Source organism: Priestia sp. USM5, assembly GCF_058323215.1.
Genome location: NZ_JBSGKN010000001.1, coordinates 770,213 through 793,766 on the forward strand (window position 1 = coordinate 770,213; position 23,554 = coordinate 793,766).

General features: G+C 38.9%; 21 protein-coding genes. All 21 read left to right on the forward strand.

The annotated features are described in order from the left end of the window. The first annotated feature begins 70 nt into the window (after window positions 1-70). The 21 genes from yfmF (at window position 71) to mutS (ending at window position 23,540) form a co-directional block, all read left to right on the forward strand. Window positions 71-1,366, forward strand: coding sequence for an EF-P 5-aminopentanol modification-associated protein YfmF (gene yfmF, locus ACWATA_RS03975; RefSeq protein WP_028411385.1), 1,296 nt, complete (start codon window positions 71-73; stop codon window positions 1,364-1,366). After that, window positions 1,353-2,636, forward strand: coding sequence for an EF-P 5-aminopentanol modification-associated protein YfmH (gene yfmH / locus ACWATA_RS03980; protein WP_025750276.1), 1,284 nt, complete (start codon window positions 1,353-1,355; stop codon window positions 2,634-2,636). Before yfmF ends, yfmH begins: the two co-directional genes overlap by 14 nt. A 63-nt stretch (window positions 2,637-2,699) precedes the next feature. Then, window positions 2,700-3,425, forward strand: a complete 726-nt coding sequence (ymfI, locus tag ACWATA_RS03985; RefSeq protein ID WP_154973158.1) for an elongation factor P 5-aminopentanone reductase — start codon at window positions 2,700-2,702, stop codon at window positions 3,423-3,425. Between the two features lie 65 nt (window positions 3,426-3,490). Continuing rightward, window positions 3,491-3,751 (forward strand): DUF3243 domain-containing protein, encoded by a 261-nt coding sequence (locus ACWATA_RS03990; RefSeq protein ID WP_013058809.1) that lies wholly within the window; start codon window positions 3,491-3,493, stop codon window positions 3,749-3,751. A 213-nt stretch (window positions 3,752-3,964) separates the two neighbouring features. After that, window positions 3,965-4,756: a DUF3388 domain-containing protein gene (locus tag ACWATA_RS03995; RefSeq protein WP_013058808.1), complete on the forward strand. Its 792-nt coding sequence runs from the start codon at window positions 3,965-3,967 to the stop codon at window positions 4,754-4,756. Window positions 4,757-4,768: 12 nt separating this feature from the next. Next, window positions 4,769-5,737, forward strand: coding sequence for a helix-turn-helix domain-containing protein (locus tag ACWATA_RS04000; protein WP_240717338.1), 969 nt, complete (start codon window positions 4,769-4,771; stop codon window positions 5,735-5,737). 144 nt (window positions 5,738-5,881) lie between these two features. Continuing rightward, on the forward strand, window positions 5,882-6,466 hold the full coding sequence (gene pgsA, locus ACWATA_RS04005; RefSeq protein ID WP_028411382.1) for a CDP-diacylglycerol--glycerol-3-phosphate 3-phosphatidyltransferase: 585 nt from the start codon (window positions 5,882-5,884) through the stop codon (window positions 6,464-6,466). A gap of 16 nt (window positions 6,467-6,482) precedes the next feature. After that, complete coding sequence (locus ACWATA_RS04010; RefSeq protein ID WP_028411381.1) at window positions 6,483-7,724, forward strand: competence/damage-inducible protein A; 1,242 nt, start codon at window positions 6,483-6,485, stop codon at window positions 7,722-7,724. Window positions 7,725-7,923: 199 nt separating this feature from the next. After that, entirely contained in the window at window positions 7,924-8,961 is a 1,038-nt protein-coding gene (gene recA, locus ACWATA_RS04015; RefSeq protein ID WP_013058804.1) for a recombinase RecA, read from the forward strand. Between the two features lie 280 nt (window positions 8,962-9,241). Next, window positions 9,242-10,801, forward strand: coding sequence for a ribonuclease Y (rny, locus tag ACWATA_RS04020; RefSeq protein ID WP_013058803.1), 1,560 nt, complete (start codon window positions 9,242-9,244; stop codon window positions 10,799-10,801). Between the two features lie 81 nt (window positions 10,802-10,882). Next, window positions 10,883-11,680, forward strand: coding sequence for a TIGR00282 family metallophosphoesterase (locus ACWATA_RS04025; protein WP_028411380.1), 798 nt, complete (start codon window positions 10,883-10,885; stop codon window positions 11,678-11,680). A 223-nt stretch (window positions 11,681-11,903) separates the two neighbouring features. Further along, window positions 11,904-12,164, forward strand: a complete 261-nt coding sequence (gene spoVS / locus ACWATA_RS04030) for a stage V sporulation protein SpoVS (RefSeq protein WP_003181955.1) — start codon at window positions 11,904-11,906, stop codon at window positions 12,162-12,164. A gap of 75 nt (window positions 12,165-12,239) precedes the next feature. Beyond that, window positions 12,240-13,157, forward strand: a complete 918-nt coding sequence (locus ACWATA_RS04035) for a dipeptidase (protein ID WP_473049581.1) — start codon at window positions 12,240-12,242, stop codon at window positions 13,155-13,157. A 183-nt stretch (window positions 13,158-13,340) separates the two neighbouring features. Continuing rightward, window positions 13,341-13,517 (forward strand): hypothetical protein, encoded by a 177-nt coding sequence (locus ACWATA_RS04040; protein ID WP_155017479.1) that lies wholly within the window; start codon window positions 13,341-13,343, stop codon window positions 13,515-13,517. 17 nt (window positions 13,518-13,534) lie between these two features. Next, window positions 13,535-15,292, forward strand: a complete 1,758-nt coding sequence (locus tag ACWATA_RS04045) for a 2-oxoacid:acceptor oxidoreductase subunit alpha (RefSeq protein ID WP_473049582.1) — start codon at window positions 13,535-13,537, stop codon at window positions 15,290-15,292. Beyond that, on the forward strand, window positions 15,279-16,145 hold the full coding sequence (locus tag ACWATA_RS04050; RefSeq protein WP_013058799.1) for a 2-oxoacid:ferredoxin oxidoreductase subunit beta: 867 nt from the start codon (window positions 15,279-15,281) through the stop codon (window positions 16,143-16,145). Before ACWATA_RS04045 ends, ACWATA_RS04050 begins: the two co-directional genes overlap by 14 nt. Before the next feature lie 254 nt (window positions 16,146-16,399). Further along, window positions 16,400-17,929: a tRNA (N6-isopentenyl adenosine(37)-C2)-methylthiotransferase MiaB gene (gene miaB, locus ACWATA_RS04055; RefSeq protein ID WP_025601388.1), complete on the forward strand. Its 1,530-nt coding sequence runs from the start codon at window positions 16,400-16,402 to the stop codon at window positions 17,927-17,929. Between the two features lies 1 nt (window position 17,930). After that, window positions 17,931-18,362, forward strand: a complete 432-nt coding sequence (locus tag ACWATA_RS04060; protein WP_013058797.1) for a YlbF/YmcA family competence regulator — start codon at window positions 17,931-17,933, stop codon at window positions 18,360-18,362. Window positions 18,363-18,598: 236 nt separating this feature from the next. After that, window positions 18,599-19,144 (forward strand): outer spore coat protein CotE, encoded by a 546-nt coding sequence (locus ACWATA_RS04065; RefSeq protein ID WP_013058796.1) that lies wholly within the window; start codon window positions 18,599-18,601, stop codon window positions 19,142-19,144. A 177-nt stretch (window positions 19,145-19,321) separates the two neighbouring features. Then, the gene (gene bcaP, locus ACWATA_RS04070; protein WP_063248600.1) at window positions 19,322-20,719 is read left to right on the forward strand and encodes a branched-chain amino acid transporter BcaP; all 1,398 of its coding nucleotides are present in this window, start codon (window positions 19,322-19,324) and stop codon (window positions 20,717-20,719) included. A 163-nt stretch (window positions 20,720-20,882) separates the two neighbouring features. Beyond that, window positions 20,883-23,540, forward strand: coding sequence for a DNA mismatch repair protein MutS (mutS, locus tag ACWATA_RS04075; RefSeq protein WP_028411377.1), 2,658 nt, complete (start codon window positions 20,883-20,885; stop codon window positions 23,538-23,540). Window positions 23,541-23,554 lie beyond the last annotated feature (14 nt).

The following is a 23,554-nucleotide window of genomic DNA, read 5'->3' on the forward strand; positions in this document are numbered from 1 at the left end:
ATTAGCGTTAAAGATTCAAAATAGAAGTATTGTCTAGTTAATACATCAAAATTTAAAAGGAGGTTTATATATGAAATTATTGACTGAACAAAAACATGAACTAGAAGGATTGACTGTTCATACCATTCAAACAGCTAAGTACAAAACAAACACGTTCATTTTAAAACTAAATGCCCCTTTAGATAAGAAAACGGTGACAATGCGTGCCCTTTTACCTTATGTGCTTCAAAGCGCTACCGAGTCGCTGCCGTCTACGACAAAGCTTCGTACATATTTAGATGAGCTTTATGGTGCTACTTTACAAGTAGACTTAACAAAAAAAGGTGATAACCACGATATTACGATTCGCATTGATATAGCGAATGAAAAATATTTGAAAGATTCAACTCCGCTTTTACAAAAAGCGTTAGCGCTTCTTGGCGATATTTTATTAAAGCCAGCAGTTGAAGGGGACTCTTTTTTAACGGATATTATGACAAAAGAAAAGCGTTCGCTTCGTCAGCGAATTCAAGCCGTATTTGATGATAAAATGCGCTATGCTAATTTAAGACTAGTTGAAGAAATGTGTAAGGAAGAACCTTACTCTTTACATGTAAACGGTCAAATTGACGATGTGGAAGAAATTACAGGTGAAAGTTTGTACGCTTATTATCAGCAGGTGTTAAAAGAAGATGCCATTCACCTTTATGCTATTGGAGATTTGCAAGTCGAAGAGGTTTTACAAACAGTAAAAGAAACATTTACTTTACCAAAGCGCGAGCAAAAAGACATTGAAGATTCTATCACGTCTAAAGAGATCTCAAACGTAAATGAAGTGGTGGAAAAACAAGAAGTCAAACAAGGGAAATTAAATATTGGCTATCGTACAAACGTTGTATACGGAGATAGACAGTATTTTGCTCTTCAAGTATTCAATGGGATATTCGGAGGGTTCTCACATTCCAAGCTATTTATTAACGTGCGTGAAAAAGCGAGCTTAGCTTACTATGCTGCTTCGAGAGTAGAGAGTCATAAAGGATTACTAATGGTCATGTCGGGTATTGATGCTAAAAATTACGACCAAGCTGTTACGATTATTAAAGAACAAATGCAGGAAATGAAACAAGGATCGTTTACAGACGGCGAAATCGCTCAAACGAAAGCCGTTATTCACAACCAACTGCTTGAAACGGTGGATACTCCACGAGGACTAGTAGAGGTTATGTATCATAATGAATTAACGGGTAAAGATATTTCAATTGATGAATACTTAAAGCATATTGATGCGGTATCTAAGCAGGAAATTATTAAAGTGGCTGAGAAAATTGAAATGGATACAATTTATTTCTTAACAGGAACGGGCGGTGAAGAAAATGGAGAAAATTGAATTTTCGCAGCTTCAAGAACAGCTGTATCATGAAAAAATGGATAACGGGCTGCAGGTATACATTTTGCCAAAACCGGAGTTTAACAAAACGTTTGCCACTTTTACAACAAACTACGGATCGATTGACAATCAATTTGTACCGCTAAATGAAAATGAAATGACAAAAGTTCCGGATGGAATTGCCCACTTTTTAGAGCATAAATTATTTGAAAAAGAAGACGGAGATGTCTTTCAGCAGTTTAGTAAACAAGGTGCTTCGGCCAATGCATTTACTTCTTTTACCCGCACAGCTTACTTATTCAGCTGTACATCTAACTTTGAAGAAAATCTTGAAACATTAGTGGACTTTGTACAAGAGCCGTACTTCTCAGAAAAAACGGTAGAAAAAGAAAAGGGCATTATCGGTCAAGAAATTACAATGTATGACGACAATCCGGACTGGCGCTTGTATTTTGGTACCATTCAAAATATGTACAAAAACCATCCTGTTAAAATTGATATTGCCGGCACGATCGAATCAATTTCACATATTAATAAAGATTTACTGTACACATGCTATGAAACGTTTTATCATCCGAGCAACATGCTGTTGTTCATTGTAGGTCCTGTTGATGCGGAAAAAGTAATGAAGCAAGTTCGAGACAATCAGCAGAAAAAAGATTATAAAGAAATCTCTGACATACAGCGTCATTTTGACGAAGAGCCTGAAACGGTGGATCAAGAAAAACAAGTATTAAAAATGCCGGTGCAGTCTTCGAAATGTATGGTGGGTCTAAAAGCGAAAAATCCGCAGCGTTCAGGCGGAGAAATGCTTAAATACGAGTTAGCAATGAATATCATTTTAGATTATGCATTTGGAAAAAGCTCTTCGTACTATGAGGAGTTGTATGCAGACGGACTCATTGATGAAACGTTTGCGTATGATTATACGGAGGAAAGAGGATTTGGTTTTGCTCTTATCGGAGGAGATACGGATCAACCGGAACAGCTGTATGATCGAGTTAAACAAATTTTACTTGAAATGAAAACAAAATCACTAACAGAAGAGGAACTTGAGCGTATTCGTAAAAAGAAAATCGGCGGATTTTTACGTTCATTAAACTCACCTGAGTTTATCGCTAATCAGTTTACACGCTATGCGTTTAATGATATGAATTTATTTGATATTGTTGAAACGCTAGAAAAACTGAAGGTAAACGAAATAAAAGATGTGCTAAACGAGATTATTGATGAAAAGAACTTTACGGTTTGTGAAGTAGTACCTAAATAAAGATGATTGTTGCCAAAAAAGCTGATGTTCATCAGCTTTTTTGCATGTAAAGGAGAGAAGGCTATGGAGAAATTTGCCCTTGTGACAGGTGCAAGCGGAGGAATTGGCACAGCGATTGCTAAGCAATTGGCTGAAGATGGATACTCGCTTATTTTGCACTATCATCAACGAAAAGACAAAATAGAGGCGCTTGCACATGAGCTAGCTGAAAAGGTGAAAACCGTGTTTACAGTACAAGCGGATTTATCATGTAAAGAGGGAGTGGAGAAGTTTTTAAAGGAGATTATTGTTCCGGTAGAAGTTATTATTCATAACAGCGGACGAAGCGTTAGCGGGTTAATGACAGATGCTTCGGCAAATGAAACCGAAGAAATGATCTATCTTCACATCACGGCTCCCTTTGTTATTACAAAAGCTTTGCTGCCTAAAATGATCAGTGCTAAAAGCGGACAAATTATCATGATTTCTTCCATTTGGGGACTTACAGGAGCTTCGTTTGAAGTTCTTTATTCAATGGTAAAAGGCGCCCAAAATACGTTTGTAAAAGCTTTGGCAAAAGAGGTTGCATTAAGTGGAATTCGCGTCAATGGAGTTGCGCCCGGAGCGATTGAAACGGGTATGATGGCCAGCTATTCAAAAGAAGAGGTTAAAGAGCTGGCTGAAGAGATCCCTTTAGGAAGAATAGGATATCCAAAAGAAGTGGCAGATACGGTTTCATATTTAATATCTTCACGTGCTTCGTATATAACTGGACAAATATTATCGGTTAATGGCGGTTGGTACATATAAAGTGTGCATAAAATTAAAAACAAGGTACAAACTATGATATGAATAAACCTTAAGGAGGGCTACTCATGTCAGTATTAGAAAACTGGGATAGCTGGAAAGATTTTTTAGGCGACCGTTTACATCATGCACAAAACGAAGGAATGCAAGAAGAAGTTATTCATGATCTTGCTTATCAAATTGGTGGATATTTAGCAAACCAAGTTGATGCAAAAAATGATCAAGAGCGAATTTTAGCAGACCTTTGGAGCGTTGCTTCTAAAGAAGAGCAGCATGCGATTGCGAGCAGCATGGTGAAATTAGTTCAAAATAACGGATCAGTAAAATAAGTTATCGTTTCTAAAAAGGAGCTAATTCACCGCGTGTGAAAGCTCCTTTTTTCTTAGAATTAAATAGTACAAATAAATAAGCGCTTACATACATAACAAATGTAGAACTACTTGCCTTTAGGGTTTATAATATAATGGAAATCATTTATAGTTAAACTAGGTGAAAAAAAGGGGGCACCTCTCGAAGGCCAGCCAAGAAATGGGAGGGGTTTGATGGAGAAAATTGAGTGGTATTTAGAATATCAAATACAAAAAAATCGTCCGGGTCTTTTAGGTGATATTTCATCGCTTCTTGGAATGTTGTCAATTAATATTGTCACAATTAATGGAGTGGATGATATTCGCCGTGGATTATTGCTGCGCTGTGATTCACATGAGCAAATAGACAGGCTTGAATCTATTTTGAAAACAATGGATAATATCATTGTGACAAAAATGAGACCGCCTAAATTGCGTGATAAGTTAGCAGTGCGTCACGGTCGCTATATTCAGCGTGACGCAGATGATAAAAAGACATTCCGTTTCGTAAGAGATGAATTAGGTTTGCTCGTAGATTTTATGGCGGAACTGTTTAAACAAGACGGTCATAAGCTTATCGGTATTCGAGGTATGCCGCGAGTAGGCAAAACCGAATCGATTGTAGCAGCTAGCGTATGTGCGAACAAAAGGTGGCTTTTTGTGTCTTCTACACTCTTAAAACAAACGATTCGCAGTCAGCTTATTGCTGACGAATACAACGCTGATAATATTTTTATCATTGACGGGATTGTATCGACAAAACGAGCGAATGAAAAGCACTGGCAGCTTGTTCGAGAAGTAATGAATGTACCCGCGACAAAAATCGTGGAGCATCCGGATGTATTTGTACAAAATACCGAGTATTCGTTAGATGATTTTGCCTACATTATTGAAATAAGAAATGACCCCAATGAGAAGATTACATATGAAATAATGGAAGGTCCTCAAATGTTTCAAGACGGTGGATTATCGATGTTTGATTTTTAGCATAATTGGTAGGTGTTAGCATTGACAGAGTTAGGACAAAGGTTAAGACAAGAACGAGAAAGCAAAGGATTGTCGTTAGAGGATTTACAAAAACTAACGAAAATTCAAAAACGCTATTTACTTGGCATTGAAGAAGGCAATTATGAGGTTATGCCAGGGAAATTTTACGTACGAGCGTTTATTAAGCAATACTGCGAAGCAATTGGGTTGGACACAGATGCTATTTTTGAAGAATACAAATCAGACATTCCTTCAACTCAAACAGAAGACATGCCGCAGCAGCTTTCGCGCGTTCGCAGCCGCAAAGAAATTCCTCAGCATACAAAAGGAGTTTCAAAAGCATATGACTACCTTCCAACTGTTCTAGTGGTGGCGGGAGTTGTAGTTGTTGGGATTATTATTTGGGTAATCGCTCAAAATATCGTCTCGGATAAAAACAAGGAGCAGGCTAACCAAGAAGCTCCAAACAGCGAAGTTCAGCAGTCTAACACGCAGGAAGAAACGAATGAAACTACTGCAAAAAATGACAATAGCAAGTCAGAAGATGAACAAAGTGCTGCTGATAAGAAAGAACAAGAAAAAGAAAAAGCTGAAAAAGAAAAAGCCGCAAAAGAAAAAGCTGAGAAAGAAAAGAAAGACAGCGGTAAACAAGAATACAAGGAAGTTCAAAAAACAGGCAGAAGTGCTACGTATGCTCTTTCCGGTACAGATGCATTTAACCTAGAAGTAACATCCACTCAAGCAGATACTTGGTTAGATGTGAAAAATGGAAAAGGAAATGCTTTCTTTAGCTCCATTCTAAAAAAAGGTGAAACAAAAGAATTTGATTTGACGAAAGAAACGGAAGCTCGTGTCAACATCGGTTATTCACCTGGAGTAGAGTTAAAAGTAAATGGAAAAGCGGTTGACTTGCCGTTTGATTCATCCAAGCAAGTTCGACAAGTTGTAACGATTCAATATCAGCCGGCAGAAGCACAGTAAACAGCCTGTTTTAAAAAGTGGTCAGGGTGTAAATAAAGATAATATGTGAATTAAACACTCATTCACGCTATAATAAAACCAAAGCCGTGCAAACAACTTCGTTTGCACGCTTTCAGTTTGTAACAGTAATTGGAGGCAGAAGAAGTGAATTTACCAAACAAGATTACCATTTCGCGAATTTTTCTAATTCCCGTATTCCTCATTTTTATGATGGTGCCGCTACCATTTGGCACAGTAGAGGCAGCAGGAAAAGAGATTCCGATCGCTCATCTATTAGGGGCGGCATTATTTATTATTGCATCTACAACAGACTGGATCGACGGATACTATGCAAGAAAGTACGATTTAGTCACGAACTTGGGCAAGTTTTTAGATCCACTAGCAGACAAGCTGTTGGTTTCAGCTGCGCTTGTAGCTATTGTTGACTTAGATTTAATTGCAGGTGCAGGATGGGCTGCTATCATCATTATTAGCCGTGAATTTGCTATCACAGGTTTAAGACTTGTACTAGCAGGGGAAGGAGAAGTTGTAGCAGCCAATATGTTAGGTAAAATTAAAACATGGACTCAAATTTTAGCTATTTCAGCTATTCTGTTGTACAACTTGCCTTTTGAATGGATTTCCATTCCGTTTGCTAGCGTAATGCTTTGGATCTCAGTGATTTTTACGGTTATTTCAGGCTGGGACTACTTTGCTAAAAACAAACAGGCTTTTGTTAATTCAAAATAAGTAAGATGGAGATGATATGATGAACGCTGAAATTATTGGAGTCGGCTCTGAGCTGCTGCTTGGGCAAATTGCCAATACAAACGCTCAGTATTTATCGAAAAAATTAGCCGAACTTGGAATTAATGTTTACTATCATACAGTAGTAGGAGATAATGCACAGCGCTTGAAAGAAGTGATTGCTACAGCTCAAACACGTGCAGAGTTAATTATTTTCACAGGCGGGCTTGGTCCTACAAAAGATGATTTAACAAAAGAAACAATTGCGAGTGTGCTAGGAGTAGAGTTGACAACAAATGCGGAAGCACTTGAAAGCATTGAAGCCTATTTCAAACAGTCAAATCGTATCATGACACCTAACAATAAAAAACAGGCAATTGTACTTGAAGGTTCGACAGTGCTCCCTAATGATTACGGAATGGCTCCAGGTATGGGGCTTACAGTAGAGGGAAAACACTATATGCTATTCCCAGGGCCGCCAAAAGAGCTCTATCCAATGTATGAAGCATATGGTCAAGAATTTTTAGCTCAAAAGCTTGAATTAAAAGAAAGTATTGAATCACGCGTTCTTCGTTTTTTCGGAATAGGAGAATCACAGCTTGAGACGGAAATTGAAGATTTGCTTGATGCGCAAACAAACCCGACGATTGCACCGCTTGCAGGAGATGGAGAAGTGACGCTTCGCTTAACTGCTAAGCACGCTGATGCTGCTGAAGCACAGCGCATGTTAGACGAAGTGGAAAAAACCATTTCAGAGCGCGTAGGCGAGTATTTATATGGATACGAAGCAACTTCTTTACATAATGAATTGGTAAAAGAATTAACGGCACAAGGCTTGACGATTGCTTCAGCCGAAAGTTTAACCGGCGGGTTATTCAGCGAACGTTTAACAACTGTTTCAGGTGCTGGAGAAGTTGTTAAAGGCAGCCTGGTAGCCTATCATTATGAAATCAAGCAAAATATTCTCGGAGTGAGCGAACACACGCTGAATCAGTACGGAGCCGTTAGCGAGCAGTGCGCGGCTGAAATGGCTCAGCGTATTCAACAGTTATACAAAACGGATATTGGCATCGGTTTTACGGGTGTAGCTGGACCCTCTAAACAAGAAGGACACCCTGTAGGAACAGTGCATATAGGGGTCGCTTATAAGGATCAAACTCCTCAAGTTTACAGTTTGCAGCTATCTGGAAGCCGCCAAGGAATTCGTTCACGAACGGTTAATTACGGCTGTCATTACGTATTGAAGACGATAAAAAAATAAAGAAAAAAGGCTGCTTAGTTTTACCAAAGCAGCCTTTTTTTAATTTTATAAAAAACGAACATTTATTCGCTTTTTGCTTGTCAAACGACCTAAAAACTAGTATAGTAAGTTATAGAAAGTTGTTAATTCGACATTGCTACTACATCGTAGTAAGTTTGCAGTTTATAGATGATTTCAAAGAGATAGAGGAGGAAATTGAGTGAACGATCGTCAAGCAGCCCTTGATATGGCTTTAAAGCAAATTGAAAAGCAATTTGGTAAAGGTTCAATTATGAAATTAGGTGAACAAACGGAAAAAAGAATTTCTACAATTCCAAGTGGTTCATTAGCATTAGATATAGCTTTAGGCGTAGGTGGATATCCACGTGGACGTGTGGTGGAAGTATATGGCCCAGAAAGTTCAGGTAAAACAACAGTTGCTCTTCACGCGATTGCAGAAGTTCAACAGCAGGGCGGACAGGCTGCATTTATCGATGCGGAGCACGCGTTAGATCCTGTATATGCTCAAAAATTAGGTGTTAATATTGATGAGCTGTTATTATCTCAGCCTGATACAGGAGAACAAGCTTTAGAAATCGCTGAAGCTTTAGTTCGAAGCGGCGCAGTAGATATTATTGTTGTTGACTCAGTAGCAGCGTTAGTGCCAAAAGCGGAAATTGAAGGAGAAATGGGAGACTCTCACGTGGGTCTACAAGCTCGTTTAATGTCTCAAGCATTGCGTAAACTATCTGGAGCTATTAACAAGTCTAAAACAATCGCTATCTTTATTAACCAAATTCGTGAAAAAGTCGGCGTAATGTTTGGTAACCCTGAAACAACTCCTGGTGGACGTGCGCTTAAATTCTACTCTTCAGTGCGTCTAGAAGTGCGTCGTGCAGAGCAGTTAAAGCAAGGAAATGATATCGTAGGTAACAAAACAAGAATTAAAGTTGTGAAAAATAAAGTAGCTCCGCCTTTCCGTGCTGCCGAAGTAGATATTATGTACGGAGAAGGTATTTCAAAAGAGGGTGAAATTTTGGATATCGCTTCTGAACTAGATATTGTCCAAAAAAGTGGATCTTGGTATTCATATAACGACGAGCGTCTAGGTCAAGGCCGTGAAAATGCAAAGCAATTCTTAAAAGAAAATACTGATATTCGTCAGGAAATTGCGGGACAAGTGCGTGAACATCATGGTTTAGACCAAGATGGAGAGCCAGCTCCTGAGGATGACGATCAAGGCGATTTAAATATTTAATTTGCTGCGAGATAAAAAAAGACTCCTCTATTTCAAAGAAGGGGTCTTTTTTTTGTAAAAATTGTTAATGCTAGAAAAGTAACATACGAAATTTCAATATATACTGTAGAGGCAGGCTTGACAATAAAAATGCACAGATTTACAATTAAGATGTATATTTTCCCTTTTTAAAACATTTTAGCGTTTAAAAGCCTTTGTGTGTATATTGAAAGGTGAATACGATGTACATGCCGACATGAAATTTAAAACTTACAAGTTTATAGCAAGGGGAGGTGAAATGATGGATACTAATACAATCATCTTCGCTTTGCTTGGCCTAATCGTCGGTGCAGTTGTTGGCTTTTTTGTTTGTAAATCGATTGCTGAAGCTAAAATTGCGGGAGCAAAGTCTAGTGCAGAACAAATTATTGATGAAGGAACCCGCGAGGCGGAAGCTTTGAAAAAAGAAGCTTTACTAGAAGCGAAGGATGAAATCCATCAGCTTCGTACAGAGGCAGAACAAGATATTCGTGATCGTCGAGCAGAACTTCAAAAACAAGAAAATCGATTAATGCAAAAAGAGGAAAATCTTGATCGTAAAGACGAATCACTTGATAAACGTGAAGCGTTACTTGAAAAGAAAGATGATTCTCTTACTGTTAAACAACAGCATATTGAAGAGATGGAAAGCAAAGTTGAAGAAGTAGTACGTGCACAGCAAACAGAGCTAGAGCGCATTTCAAGCTTAACAAGAGAAGATGCAAGAGCGATTATTTTAGATCGTGTTGAAAATGAACTTTCCCACGACATTGCAATAATGGTAAAAGAAACAGAAAACCGTGCAAAAGAAGACGCCGATAAAAAGGCGAAAGAAATTCTTTCACTTGCTATTCAGCGTTGCGCAGCAGATCATGTTGCTGAAACGACTGTCTCAGTTGTTAACTTGCCAAATGACGAAATGAAAGGCCGAATTATCGGTCGAGAAGGTCGAAACATCCGTACGCTTGAAACTTTGACAGGAATTGATCTTATTATTGATGATACGCCAGAAGCAGTTATTTTATCAGGATTTGACCCAATTCGTCGTGAGACAGCAAGAATTGCACTTGATAAACTCGTTCAAGATGGTCGTATCCATCCCGCACGTATTGAAGAAATGGTTGAAAAATCTCGCCGCGAAGTGGACGAATATATTCGTGAAGTCGGTGAACAAACGACGTTTGAAGTCGGTGTTCACGGGTTGCATCCAGACTTGATGAAAATTCTTGGTCGCTTAAAATTCAGAACAAGCTATGGTCAAAATGTGCTGAAACATTCAATGGAAGTAGCTCATTTATCAGGACTTATGGCTGCTGAATTAGGTGAAGATGAAACGTTAGCCAAACGAGCAGGATTGTTACATGATATTGGTAAAGCAATTGACCATGAGGTAGAAGGAAGCCACGTAGAAATCGGTGTTGAATTAGCTACAAAGTATAAAGAACATCCGGTTGTTATTAACGCGATTGCTTCTCACCATGGAGATACAGAACCAACATCAATCATTGCTGTACTAGTTGCAGCAGCGGATGCATTATCTGCTGCAAGACCAGGTGCTCGCAGTGAGACGTTAGAAAACTACATTCGTCGTCTTGAAAAGTTAGAAGAAATTTCAGAGTCTTATGAAGGCGTTGAAAAATCATTTGCAATTCAAGCAGGGCGTGAAGTTCGTATTATGGTGAAACCAGATACGATTGGTGATCTAGAAGCGCATCGACTTGCTCGAGATATCCGAAAACGAATTGAAGATGAGCTGGATTATCCTGGCCACATCAAAGTAACGGTTATTCGCGAAACAAGAGCAGTAGAGTATGCAAAATAAAAATGAAGTGGCGTTTCGCCACTTTATTTTTTTTCGTAGAGATGAAGATGCAGATTAAGAATGAAGTATAGGAGCTTTTACATGAGAATTTTATTTATTGGAGACGTAGTTGGTTCTCCAGGCCGTGAAATGGTTGAAGAATATTTACCGAGATTAAAAAGAAAATACTCTCCGGGACTTACAATTGTGAATGGAGAAAATGCAGCTTCAGGAAAAGGAATTACCGAAAAGATTTATCGTCAGTTCTTACAAGCAGGGGCTAACATTATTACTCTTGGTAACCATGCGTGGGACAAACGTGAAATTTTTGATTTTATTGACGATGCAAAAAATCTTGTTCGTCCAGCAAATTTTCCTGAAGGTACACCGGGCAAAGGAATTACGTATTTTACGTACAATCAGCTTGAGGTAGCCGTGATTAATTTACAAGGGCGTACGTTTATGGCTCCGCTCGATTGTCCATTTCAAAAAGCAGATGAATTAATTGAAGAAGCACGCCAGCGCACTCCGCTTATTTTTATTGATTTTCATGCTGAAACAACAAGTGAAAAGCAAGCGATTAGCTGGTATGTGGACGGTCGTGTCAGCGCTGTTGTCGGCACTCATACGCACGTTCAAACAGCTGACAATCGTATATTGCCAAAAGGAACAGCCTACATCTCTGACGTAGGAATGACGGGACCTTATGACGGCATTTTAGGGATGGAGCGCGAAGCAGTTATTAAGCGTTTTTTAACGTCTCTTCCTGTTCGATTTGAAGTGCCAAAAGAAGGAAGAACGCAGCTTAGTGGAATCGTTATTGATATTGATCAAAAGACGGGGAAAGCAACAAAAACAGAGCGAATTTTAATTAACGAAGATCATCCGTTTTTTGAATAAAGGGAAAAAGTCAATGTGTCGAAAGGCGATACATTGGCTTTTTTATTTTGTCAAAAACGTAAAAAGAAAAAAGAAAGGTGTAGAAATATAAGTTTTTGAATATTTAGGAAAAACAAGCAGGAATACGTTTGACATATCGTGAATATAGTAACATTGAAATCAATTAAGTCATTGGTCTAATGATCTCTCATCATACATTGTAAAGAATAAGGAGGAGCTAGATATGGAAATATTAAAAGTTTCAGCAAAGTCTAATCCAAATTCAGTTGCTGGTGCCTTAGCAGGCGTGCTGCGCGAACGCGGCGCAGCAGAAATTCAAGCCATTGGGGCCGGGGCACTTAATCAAGCAGTAAAAGCTGTAGCAATCGCAAGAGGGTTCGTTGCACCAAGTGGGGTTGATTTAATCTGCATCCCAGCTTTTACAGATATTCAAATTGATGGAGAAGAGCGAACAGCCATTAAATTAATTGTAGAGCCGCGATAATTATAAAAACCACGGACCTGTAAAGCATAGAAGCCAAACAGGTCCTTTTTGTATAGAGCTAAAGGGGTGTTGGTTGTGATATTTGATGCTCATTGTGATGTATTAATGAAGCTCTGGTTAAATAAACGTTTATCTTTTACATATGATTCAGCGCTGCATGTTACGTTAGAAGGCATAAAAAAAGCAAAAGGGAAAGTTCAGCTATTCGCTATTTATATTCCAGAAGTGGTTCCGGCAGCTCAGCGCTTTGATGTTGCGTTAGAAATGATTCAGCTGTTTCAGAGTCATATTTTATCGCTTCCCGGTGTAAAATGGGTTCGTTCAAAGCACGATATAGATAGCTTGAAAAAAGGTGAACTTGGAGCCATGCTGACGCTTGAAGGGTGCGATGTCATTGATACAAGTTTAGTTCGCTTAAAGACACTTTTTTCACTGGGTGTACGTTCAGTAGGCTTGACATGGAATTACAGCAATGCTGTATGTGATGGTATTTTAGAACCTCGAGGCGCGGGGTTATCGTCTTTTGGAAGAGAAGTTGTTGAATTGAATAATGAACATAAAGTATGGACGGATGTCTCTCATTTATCAGTAAGAGGTTTTTGGGATGTGATTGAGCTAGCACAATATGTAGTGGCTACTCATTCCAATTCACACGTATTGTGTTCTCATCCCCGGAATTTAAGAGACGATCAAATTCATGCTTTAATAAAGCGCAACGGCGTGATTGGTATTACGTTTGTCCCTGAATTTTTAACGAGTTCTGCCAAAGCGCACATAGCGGATGTGATCCGTCATCTTGATTACATATGTGAAAGAGGAGGCGAATACTCCGTTGGTTTTGGCTCAGACTTTGACGGCATTGACAAAACGGTTTATCGTCTCGGAAGATATGAACAGTATACGAATTTAATTGAAGAACTCCTTAAGTATTACACTGAGGAGCAGGTAAAACGTTTTCTGTTTCAAAACTTTGCCGATCGTGTATGCAACTAATAAAAAAAGAGCTTTTTCTTTTTGGGAAAGCTCTTTTTATAGAAGTTATTTATATAATAATACCTCATGTGAAGGCAGAAAAGATCATTAAAAAACTTCATCTTATTCATTAAATATAAATATAATTAAAACGATTGAGAATTCAATGGAAAGGGTTGCATTTTTCTGGCAATCGGAATAAAATTGAAAACGGATTATGGAGCTGTTCACGCAGAAACGTATCCTGCACAGCGACAAGGTGCTGTGGGAGTTTTGCGGATGATTTTTGTTCGTGAAATGCAGAAGCAAATGAAATCGTTTGCTAATTTACTTTTTTCAGTTTTTATCAATAAAATAGATTTCTATATTAAGAGCAATTAAAGGAGTGGCGTTGATTTATGGTACAGCAACTTTCATGGAAAGTTGGCGGACAGCAGGGTGAGGGAATCGAAAGTACGGGAGAAATCTTTTCAACCGCTTTAAATCGATTAGGTTATTACTTATACGGCTATCGTCATTTTTCTTCTCGTATCAAAGGTGGACATACAAATAATAAGATCCGAGTGAGTACAACTCAGGTTCGATCTGTGTCAGATGATTTGGATATTTTAGTTGCGTTCGATCAGGAAACAATCGATGTAAACGTCCATGAGCTGCGCGTAGGAGGCGTTGTAATTGCAGATGCGAAATTCAACCCAAGTCTGCCCGAAACATGTACAACTGCTACGCTATACGCTGTTCCGTTTACAGAAATTGCAACGGAACTAGGAACGTCGCTAATGAAGAACATGGTTGCTGTAGGCGCTTCAAGTGCTGTGCTTCATATTGACACAGAAGTATTTGAAGAAGTAGTGCTTGAAATCTTCGGTAAAAAGGGCCAAAAAGTTGTACAAAAAAACATGGAAGCTATTAAAAAAGGTGCAGATTACATTCGTGAACAGCTAGGCGAACAATTAGAAACAATGAAACTAGATCCAGCGGATGGTAAAAAACGTATGTTTATGATTGGAAACGATGCGATTGCACTAGGTGCTTTAGCCGGTGGGGCTCGTTTTATGCCAGCATATCCAATTACCCCTGCTTCAGAAATCATGGAATACTTAATTAAAAAGCTTCCTCAATTCGGTGGAACTGTTATTCAAACAGAAGATGAAATCGCAGCATGTACGATGGCTATCGGAGCTAACTATGCAGGCGTACGTGCGCTGACAGCATCAGCTGGACCTGGTCTATCATTAATGATGGAGTCGATTGGATTAGCGGGCATCACTGAGCAGCCTGTTGTGATTATTGATACGCAGCGCGGCGGTCCAAGTACAGGGCTTCCAACTAAGCAAGAACAGTCTGACTTAATGGCTATGATTTACGGTACGCACGGTGAAATTCCGAAGATCGTCATGGCGCCAAGTACGGTTGAAGAAGCATTCTACGATACGATTGAAGCGTTTAACTTAGCAGAAGAATATCAGTGTCCAGTTATTATGCTAACGGATTTACAGCTTTCACTTGGGAAACAGTCGGTAGAACCGCTTGACTATAACCGCGTTGAAATCCGCCGCGGCAAGCTTCAGCAAGGAGAGCTAGAAGAGTTGGAAGAAAAACAATACTACAAGCGCTACCGCGTAACAGAAGACGGCGTATCACCACGCGTCATTCCAGGAATGAAGCATGGCATTCATCACGTAACGGGAGTAGAACATGATGAGACAGGAAAGCCATCTGAATCTCCGGTGAACCGCGATGATCAAATGAATAAGCGTCTTCGTAAAACAAAAGGAATTCGTTTTAATACGCCAATTCATGTTCACTCTCATGAAAAAGAGTCTGATATTTTATTTGTTGGATTTAATTCGACGCGTGGAGTTATTGAAGAGGCAATGGAACGTTTGGAACAGGACGGTATAAAAGTAAATCACGCTCACATTCGTTTAATTCATCCTTTCCCAGTTGACGAACTGCTTCCTTACGTGCAAGGAGCTAAAAAAGTAGTTGTCGTTGAAAACAATGCTACTGGACAGCTTGCTAATATTTTAAAAATGAATATCGCAAGTCATGATAAAATTCAAAGCGTATTGAAGTACGATGGAAATCCATTTCTTCCGCAAGAAGTATACGCAAAAAGTAAGGAGATGTTTGTGTTAAATGGCAACGTTTAAAGATTTTCGTAACAGTGTAAAACCTAACTGGTGTCCGGGGTGTGGAGATTTCTCCGTACAAGCAGCCATTCAACGCGCATCTGCTAACGTAGGTTTAGAACCTCATGAGCTTGCTGTTATTTCAGGTATTGGATGCTCTGGACGTATCTCTGGTTATATTAATTCATATGGTTTTCACGGTATTCACGGACGTGCGCTTCCAATCGCTCAAGGTGTAAAAATGGCTAATCGTGATTTAACCGTTATCGCATCTGGCGGTGATGGAGATGGGTTTGCTATCGGTATGGGACACACGGTACATGCGATTCGCCGAAACATCGATGTAACGTATATCGTAATGGATAACCAAATCTATGGTTTAACAAAAGGACAAACATCTCCTCGCAGTGAAGTAGGATTCAAGACAAAAAGTACGCCTGAAGGATCAATTGAGTCGTCTTTATCTGTCATGGAGCTGGCGTTAACTTCCGGGGCAACGTTTGTAGCGCAAAGCTTTTCAACGAATTTAAAAGAGTTAACAAGCTTAATTGAACAAGGCATTCAGCATAAAGGTTTTTCTTTAATTAACGTATTTAGCCCGTGCGTAACGTATAACAAAGTGAACACGTATGATTGGTTTAAAGAAAACCTAACTAGTCTTAGCACAATTGAAGGTTATGATGCAAACAATCGTATGCAAGCTATGCAGACGTTAATGGAGCATAATGGCTTAGTAACAGGGCTTATTTATCAAAATGCGCATCAGCCGTCGTATCAGCAGCTTGTTCACGGCTATAGTGAAGAGCCGCTGTCAAAAGCAGACTTAGGTATGACTGAGGAAAAATTTGATGAGCTAGTGGCTGAATTTATGTAAAAGAGGCTGCAATAAAAGCAGTTTAGTAGAGGGAAAATCCGAACGGTAAATTGAGATTCTTAATGGAGAATCCAGCTCGTTCGGATTTTTTCATAGTGATAGGTATAGAAAATAGGTATATGATTGTGTTCGCTACTTGAAAGTTATATACTATGTTAATGTGATGAGTTTTATGCATAAGCATAAGGCTGTCACATTTTTTTGCGATTTACAGGTGCAACGTGACAATTGTCATGGCGAAAGGAGATTTTTTTATGAACGAAAAACAACGTTTAGAAAGCAACCAAGTTAATCCAGCGGACAAAAAATCCGAAAAGGATTACAGCAAATATTTTCAAACAGTATACATGCCACCTTCTTTAAAAGATGCGAAAAAACGAGGAAAAGAAGAAGTTTCCTATCACAACGATTTTGCAATCGATGAACAGTTTCATGGAATGGGACAGGGACGTAAGTTTTATATCCGTACGTACGGCTGTCAAATGAATGAGCACGATACAGAAGTAATGGCTGGTATTTTTCTAGGCCTTGGCTACGAGCCGACTGACTCTGTTGAAGATGCTCATGTTATTTTATTGAATACGTGTGCGATCCGTGAAAATGCGGAAAATAAAGTGTTTGGTGAATTAGGACACTTGAAGGCCTTAAAGCGCGAGCGTCCTGAGCTATTAATCGGCGTCTGCGGATGTATGTCTCAAGAAGAGTCAGTTGTAAATAAAATTTTACAAAAACATCAGCACGTGGATATGATTTTTGGTACACATAACATTCACCGTTTGCCTCACATTTTGAACGAAGCATACTTAGCAAAAGAAATGGTGATTGAAGTATGGTCTAAAGAAGGGGACGTTATTGAAAACCTTCCAAGAGCACGTAAAGGCAGCGTCAAAGCATGGGTTAACATCATGTACGGCTGTGACAAGTTCTGTACGTACTGTATCGTTCCGTATACGCGAGGAAAAGAACGAAGCCGCCGTCCAGAAGATATTATCCAAGAAGTACGTCATTTAGCTGCTCAAGGCTACAAAGAAATTACGCTTCTAGGCCAAAACGTTAATGCATACGGAAAAGATTTTGAAGACATGACGTACGGCTTAGGCGACTTAATGGACGAAATCCGTAAAATTGACGTTGCTCGTATCCGTTTTACAACAAGTCATCCTCGTGACTTTGATGACCGTTTAATTGAAGTTCTTGCTAAAGGTGGAAATCTTGTCGATCACATTCACTTGCCTGTTCAATCAGGAAGCAGTGATATCTTAAAAATTATGGCACGAAAATATTCTCGTGAACATTATTTAGAGCTTGTTCGTAAAATTAAAGAAGCCATTCCAACGGCATCATTAACAACTGATATTATTGTTGGTTTCCCAAATGAAACGGATGAGCAGTTTGAAGAAACAATGTCGCTATATCGTGAGGTTGAATTTGATAGTGCTTATACGTTTATTTATTCACCTCGTGAAGGTACGCCGGCTGCTAAGATGCAAGACAACGTACCAATGGAAGTGAAAAAAGAGCGTCTTCAGCGTTTAAATGCTCTTGTAAATGAAATTTCTGCAAAGAAATTGAAGGAATATGAAGGTAAAGTTGTCGAAGTATTAGTAGAAGGTGAAAGTAAAAATAATCCGGAAGTATTAGCAGGCTACACGGAAAAAAGTAAGCTTGTAAACTTCAAAGCACCTAAGTCAGTGATTGGGCAACTTGTAAAAGTAAAAGTTACAAAAGCCAAAACATGGACATTAAACGGGGAAATGGTAGAAGAAACAGCAGAGGTGAAGTAATATGGCGCAGTATAACAAGAGTGACGTAATTAAACGTGCTCAAGAGCTGGCAAAAATGATTGCTGAAACGGAAGAAGTAGATTTCTTCAAGCGTGCCGAAGCTCAGCTTAACGAAAATCAAAAAGTGCGTGAAACCATTGCAAGCATTAAAAGTTTGCAAAAACAAGCTGTTAATTTCCAACATTATGGTAAAACAGAAGCGTTAAAACAAGTGGAGGCAAAAATCGATCGTTTACAGGAAGAGCTGGATGAACTGCCGATTATTCAGCAGTTTCAAGAGTCTCAAATAAACGTGAATGATTTGCTTCAACTTGTCGCTAACACTATTTCAAACACAGTAACAGATGAAATTATTGTGTCAACAGATGGTGATTTACTGCGTGGTGAAACAGGTTCACAGGTGCGAAACAGCCCTGGATCTAGCTGCTCATAAAGAAAAAATGCCTTAGCAAATTGCTGAGGCATTTTTTTGTGCATCACGTGTGCATTATGTGGCATGAAAATTGGGCAGATTTTCTCTCTAATAATTGTCACGTTTTTCTATATCCTTGCATACAATGGAACATAGGTTTTTTATGCCTTAAACCTAGTTTCTTAAAAATAATGTGCAAACAAGTGAATGAGCCTGCATAGGATGAAATGAAGATAGTTTGAGGAGGGTATGCTCACATGTCACAACACTATAGAGAAATTATTACAAAAGCAGTCGTAGGTAAAGGTCGCAAGTTTACACAATCGTCTCATACGCTTGCACCGAAAAATCGACCAACAAGCATCTTAGGATGCTGGGTGATTAACCATGAGTACAAAGCAAAGAAAAGCGGCAGCAATGTAGAAGTTGACGGCAGATATGATATTAACATCTGGTATTCGTACAATAATAATACAAAAACCGAAGTTTGGACGGAAACCGTATCATACAAAGATAATATTAAGCTGCGCTATAAAGACGAAGATTCGATTGGAGACGATTACGAAGTAATTGTTCGCGTGCTGCAGCAGCCAAATTGCCTAGAGTGCACAATTTCACCAAATGGCAATAAAACGATTGTTCAAGTAGAGAGAGAATTGTTGGCGGAAGTGATTGGCGAAACCAAGGTTTGTGTTGCAGTAAATCCGAAAGGCTGCGATGATGAAGACGAGTTTGATTTAGACGTAGATGACGATGAATTTGAAGATTTAGATCCTGATTTTATATTAGGAGACGATGAGTAACTAGGAAGAAGTTCTTCCTAGTTTTTTTATTTTTACTATTTTAAGAAAATTCTTATAAAAATAAAAAAATATATTGCTTTTTGTCGAATGCGCAGTGTATAGTAAATCTAAAGAAAATAATGCATTAATTTTCAGAAAATTTAGTTATATCAGATAAGTATTTTTTGGGGGTTTACTATGAGCTTATTTCGTAAAAAATCAATTCAAACGTTAATTAGTGAAACCAACTCTAAAGGTGTTAAATTAAAAAAGGATTTAGGTGCTTTCGATTTAACAATGTTAGGAATTGGAGCCATTATCGGAACCGGAATTTTTGTATTAACGGGCGTAGCCGCCGCTGAACATGCCGGTCCAGCTTTAGTTATATCTTTCATTATGTCAGGACTTGCGTGTGTGTTTGCAGCTCTTTGTTATGCGGAGTTTGCCTCAACAGTTCCCGTTTCAGGAAGTGCATACACTTACAGTTATGCAACATTTGGTGAATTAATCGCTTGGATTTTAGGGTGGGATCTTATCTTGGAATACGGTCTTGCTTCTTCTGCTGTAGCGAGCGGATGGTCGGGATATTTCCAAGGATTGTTAGCAGGGTTTGGCATACATTTTCCAAAAGCTTTAACAAGTGCATACAATCCTGCAAACGGCACGTACGTTGATATTCCAGCAATTATGATTGTTTTCTTAATTACCTTGCTTTTAACACAAGGAGTAAAAAAATCTTCACGTTTTAATGCTATCATGGTTATTATTAAACTGGCTGTTGTACTTCTGTTTATCGGGGTAGGAGTTAGCTATGTTAAGCCAGAAAACTGGACGCCGTTTATGCCGTTTGGTTTCTCGGGAGTAGCGACAGGAGCAGCAACTGTATTCTTCGCCTACATTGGATTTGATGCTGTAGCAACAGCGGCCGAGGAAGTACGTAAGCCTCAGCGAGATATGCCAATTGGAATCATCGCATCTCTTGCGATTTGTACAGTCCTTTATATCGTCGTATCGCTTATCTTAACAGGAATCGTCCCTTATACTGAATTAAATGTTAAAAACCCTGTAGCATTTGCTTTAAGCTACATTAATCAAGACTGGGTAGCAGGATTTATTTCATTAGGTGCAATTGTTGGTATTACAACGGTATTACTCGTTATGATGTATGGACAAACTCGTTTATTTTATGCGATCAGTCGAGATGGTCTATTGCCGAAGCCTTTTTCAAAAATCAGTGAGAAAAAACAAACGCCAGTAGTAAATACGTGGATTACATGTTTACTAGTATCTATCTTCTCTGGTTTAGTACCATTAGGAAGATTAGCAGAGTTAACAAATATCGGTACTCTTTTTGCTTTCATGACTGTATCAATTGGAATTTTATATTTACGTAAATCAAAACAAACTTCAGAATCGACTGGTTTCCGCGTACCGTTCGTGCCGGTGATTCCAATTTTAGCTTTTGTGTTCTGTTTATACTTAGCACTTCAGCTTCCAAAGTTAACATGGATTAGTTTCGTAATTTGGCTTGTACTAGGGCTAGTGGTTTACTTCTTATACGGACGTAAGCATAGTCATTTGAACAGCAGTAAATAATGAAAAGCTTCGGACAAGCTTCTTCCTTCGTCCGAAGCTTTTTTATTTGTTTGATGAAAAGAAATTGAAGATTGTTCTATTTGAATAAATTAAGTTTAAGAAAGACTTATGTTATAATACGTGTAGCAAAAACGCACAACTAGATGTGGTATGGAGGAATAGTATGGCAGCGTATACGCCAATGATACAGCAATATTTGAGAATTAAGGCAGAGTATCAAGATGCCTTTTTATTTTTTAGATTAGGTGATTTTTATGAAATGTTCTTTGAAGATGCTACGACAGCTTCTCAAGAACTTGAAATAACATTAACAAGTCGAGACGGAGGAGGACAAGAGCGAATTCCGATGTGCGGGGTTCCGTATCACTCTGCTCCTACGTATATCGAGCGTTTAATTGAAAAGGGATTTAAAGTAGCTATTTGTGAGCAGGTAGAAGACCCTAAGCATGCAAAAGGTGTTGTAAAGCGAGAAGTGGTGCAGGTGATTTCACCCGGAACACTGATGAACGAACGCGGACTGCATGAAAAGGAAAATAACTATATTTGTTCTGTTACTGCGTTCGAGGATCAAACGTTTGGTCTTGCTCTTTCTGATTTGTCTACAGGAGAAAACAGCGTAACGCTTGTTAGTTCGTTTCACGATATCGTCTCAGAAATTTATGCAAAAGAAGCAAAAGAAGTCGTTGTAAGCTCTGAGTTTCCTGCTGACTTATTACAAACACTAAAAGAGCGCATGACGATTACCATTTCTTATGAGAATAGTACAGATCAAGTAGAAGGACTAGATTATTTAGTAGAGTCGCTTCAGCAGCAAAAGCTTATTACAACGTTTGCGCGTATTCTTCAGTATTTAACTCGCACGCAGAAGCGTTCGCTTGAGCACTTACAGCCCGTGCAGTTTTATCAAATCAATGAATATATGAAAATTGATTTGTTCTCTAAGCGAAACCTAGAGTTAACCGAAACGATTCGTTCAAAAGGAAAGAAAGGCTCGCTTCTATGGCTATTAGACCAGACCGTTACGGCAATGGGCGGCCGTTTATTAAAAAATTGGATTGACCGTCCGCTTTTAAAACAAGCGGATATTGATAATCGTTTGAATATGGTAGATGTCTTAATGAAACAGTTTTTTGAACGAGAAGAACTGCGTGAGTTGCTAAAAGACGTATATGATTTAGAACGCTTAGCTGGTCGAGTAGCTTTTGGGAATGTAAATGCTCGTGATTTAATTCAATTAAAAAAATCATTGCAAAATGTGCCTCATATTCAAGAGGTTGTGAATCGTTTGAATCATCCTTATGCCACAAAGCTTGTTGAAGACATTGATCCTTGTGAGCGATTAGCTAATCTTCTTGAAAGAGGATTAAAAGAGCACCCTCCTTTGTCAATTAAAGAAGGAGACATTATTAATGACGGCTATCATGAACAGCTTGATCAATACCGAGATGCAAGCCGAAACGGAAAAACGTGGATTGCGTCACTTGAACAGCAAGAGCGGGAGAAAACAGGGATTCGCTCACTGAAAATTGGTTATAATCGCGTGTTCGGCTATTATATAGAAGTAACGCGGGCAAATCTGCATCTTTTGCCTGAAGGAATGTATGAACGAAAACAGACGTTAACCAATGCAGAACGTTTTATTACGCCTGAGCTGAAAGAAAAAGAAGCGCTGATTTTAGAAGCGGAAGAGAAAATTGTAGAGCTGGAATATGAATTGTTTTTACAAATTCGTGAAGAAGTAAAAGCATATATTCCAAGGCTGCAAGAACTTGCTAAAAAAGTAAGTGAGCTTGACGTACTGCAGTGCTTTGCAAAAATCAGTGAAGAACGTCATTACACGAAGCCTATTTTTTCAAGTGAAGACATTTCGATTCAAAATGGACGCCATCCAGTAGTAGAAAAAGTAATGAATTCGCAGGAATATGTGCCAAACGACTGTCAAATGACGGATGATAGTTCAATTTTACTGATTACAGGACCAAATATGTCTGGTAAAAGTACGTACATGCGTCAGGTCGCTTTAACGGCGATATTAGCTCAAATTGGCTGTTTTGTGCCAGCTGACGAAGCGGTTCTGCCGATTTTTGATCAAGTGTTTACACGTATCGGAGCGGCTGATGACTTAATTTCAGGCCAAAGTACGTTTATGGTCGAGATGCTAGAAACGAAGAATGCAGTGACAAATGCCACTCAGTCGAGTCTGATCCTGTTAGATGAAATTGGACGGGGCACGTCTACGTATGACGGAATGGCTCTTGCTCAAGCAATTATTGAATACGTTCATGAACATATTGGCTGTAAGACACTATTTTCTACTCATTATCATGAATTAACCGTACTCGATGAGTCGCTTCCTGCGCTTAAAAATGTTCATGTAAGCGCGGTTGAAAAAAATGGGAAAGTCGTCTTTTTACACAAAATCAAAGATGGTGCCGCAGATAAAAGCTATGGTATTCACGTAGCGGAACTAGCAGAACTTCCAGATCCGCTTCTGGAGAGAGCTCGCGTCATCTTACACGATTTAGAACAATTTTCTGAGCGTGAACCTGTACGTCAGGCTCCAAAAAGAGAAGAGATAACACAACAAGTTCCACAAGAAGGTGCTTCTTTGGTTCAAGAAGAACGTGCAGATCGTAAAAAAGCAGATGAAGCCAATCAGCTTTCGTTCTTTGAAATAGAAGAGAAAAAAGAAAAGCCTGCGCTTTCAAAACGTGAAAAAGCAATTATCGATCGTTTAAAAGAGCTCGATATTTTAGAAATGACGCCTTTAGACGCAATGAATGCGATGTATGAACTGCAAAAATCATTAAAAAAGAAATAGATTGAGAGGAGTGA

Excerpts from the sequence above, each read along its gene's own strand:
- ACWATA_RS03990 (WP_013058809.1), top strand. The coding sequence starts at position 3,491 with ATGTCAGTATTAGAAAACTGGGATAGCTGGAAAGATTTTTTAGGCGAC.
- ACWATA_RS04060 (WP_013058797.1), top strand. The coding sequence starts at position 17,931 with ATGGCGCAGTATAACAAGAGTGACGTAATTAAACGTGCTCAAGAGCTG.
- ACWATA_RS04045 (WP_473049582.1), top strand. The coding sequence starts at position 13,535 with ATGGTACAGCAACTTTCATGGAAAGTTGGCGGACAGCAGGGTGAGGGA.
- miaB (WP_025601388.1), top strand. The coding sequence starts at position 16,400 with ATGAACGAAAAACAACGTTTAGAAAGCAACCAAGTTAATCCAGCGGAC.
- spoVS (WP_003181955.1), top strand. The coding sequence starts at position 11,904 with ATGGAAATATTAAAAGTTTCAGCAAAGTCTAATCCAAATTCAGTTGCT.
- ymfI (WP_154973158.1), top strand. The coding sequence starts at position 2,700 with ATGGAGAAATTTGCCCTTGTGACAGGTGCAAGCGGAGGAATTGGCACA.
- bcaP (WP_063248600.1), top strand. The coding sequence starts at position 19,322 with ATGAGCTTATTTCGTAAAAAATCAATTCAAACGTTAATTAGTGAAACC.
- ACWATA_RS04025 (WP_028411380.1), top strand. The coding sequence starts at position 10,883 with ATGAGAATTTTATTTATTGGAGACGTAGTTGGTTCTCCAGGCCGTGAA.
- yfmF (WP_028411385.1), top strand. The coding sequence starts at position 71 with ATGAAATTATTGACTGAACAAAAACATGAACTAGAAGGATTGACTGTT.
- ACWATA_RS04050 (WP_013058799.1), top strand. The coding sequence starts at position 15,279 with ATGGCAACGTTTAAAGATTTTCGTAACAGTGTAAAACCTAACTGGTGT.
- mutS (WP_028411377.1), top strand. The coding sequence starts at position 20,883 with ATGGCAGCGTATACGCCAATGATACAGCAATATTTGAGAATTAAGGCA.
- ACWATA_RS04010 (WP_028411381.1), top strand. The coding sequence starts at position 6,483 with ATGATGAACGCTGAAATTATTGGAGTCGGCTCTGAGCTGCTGCTTGGG.
- yfmH (WP_025750276.1), top strand. The coding sequence starts at position 1,353 with ATGGAGAAAATTGAATTTTCGCAGCTTCAAGAACAGCTGTATCATGAA.
- ACWATA_RS03995 (WP_013058808.1), top strand. The coding sequence starts at position 3,965 with ATGGAGAAAATTGAGTGGTATTTAGAATATCAAATACAAAAAAATCGT.
- ACWATA_RS04065 (WP_013058796.1), top strand. The coding sequence starts at position 18,599 with ATGTCACAACACTATAGAGAAATTATTACAAAAGCAGTCGTAGGTAAA.
- rny (WP_013058803.1), top strand. The coding sequence starts at position 9,242 with ATGGATACTAATACAATCATCTTCGCTTTGCTTGGCCTAATCGTCGGT.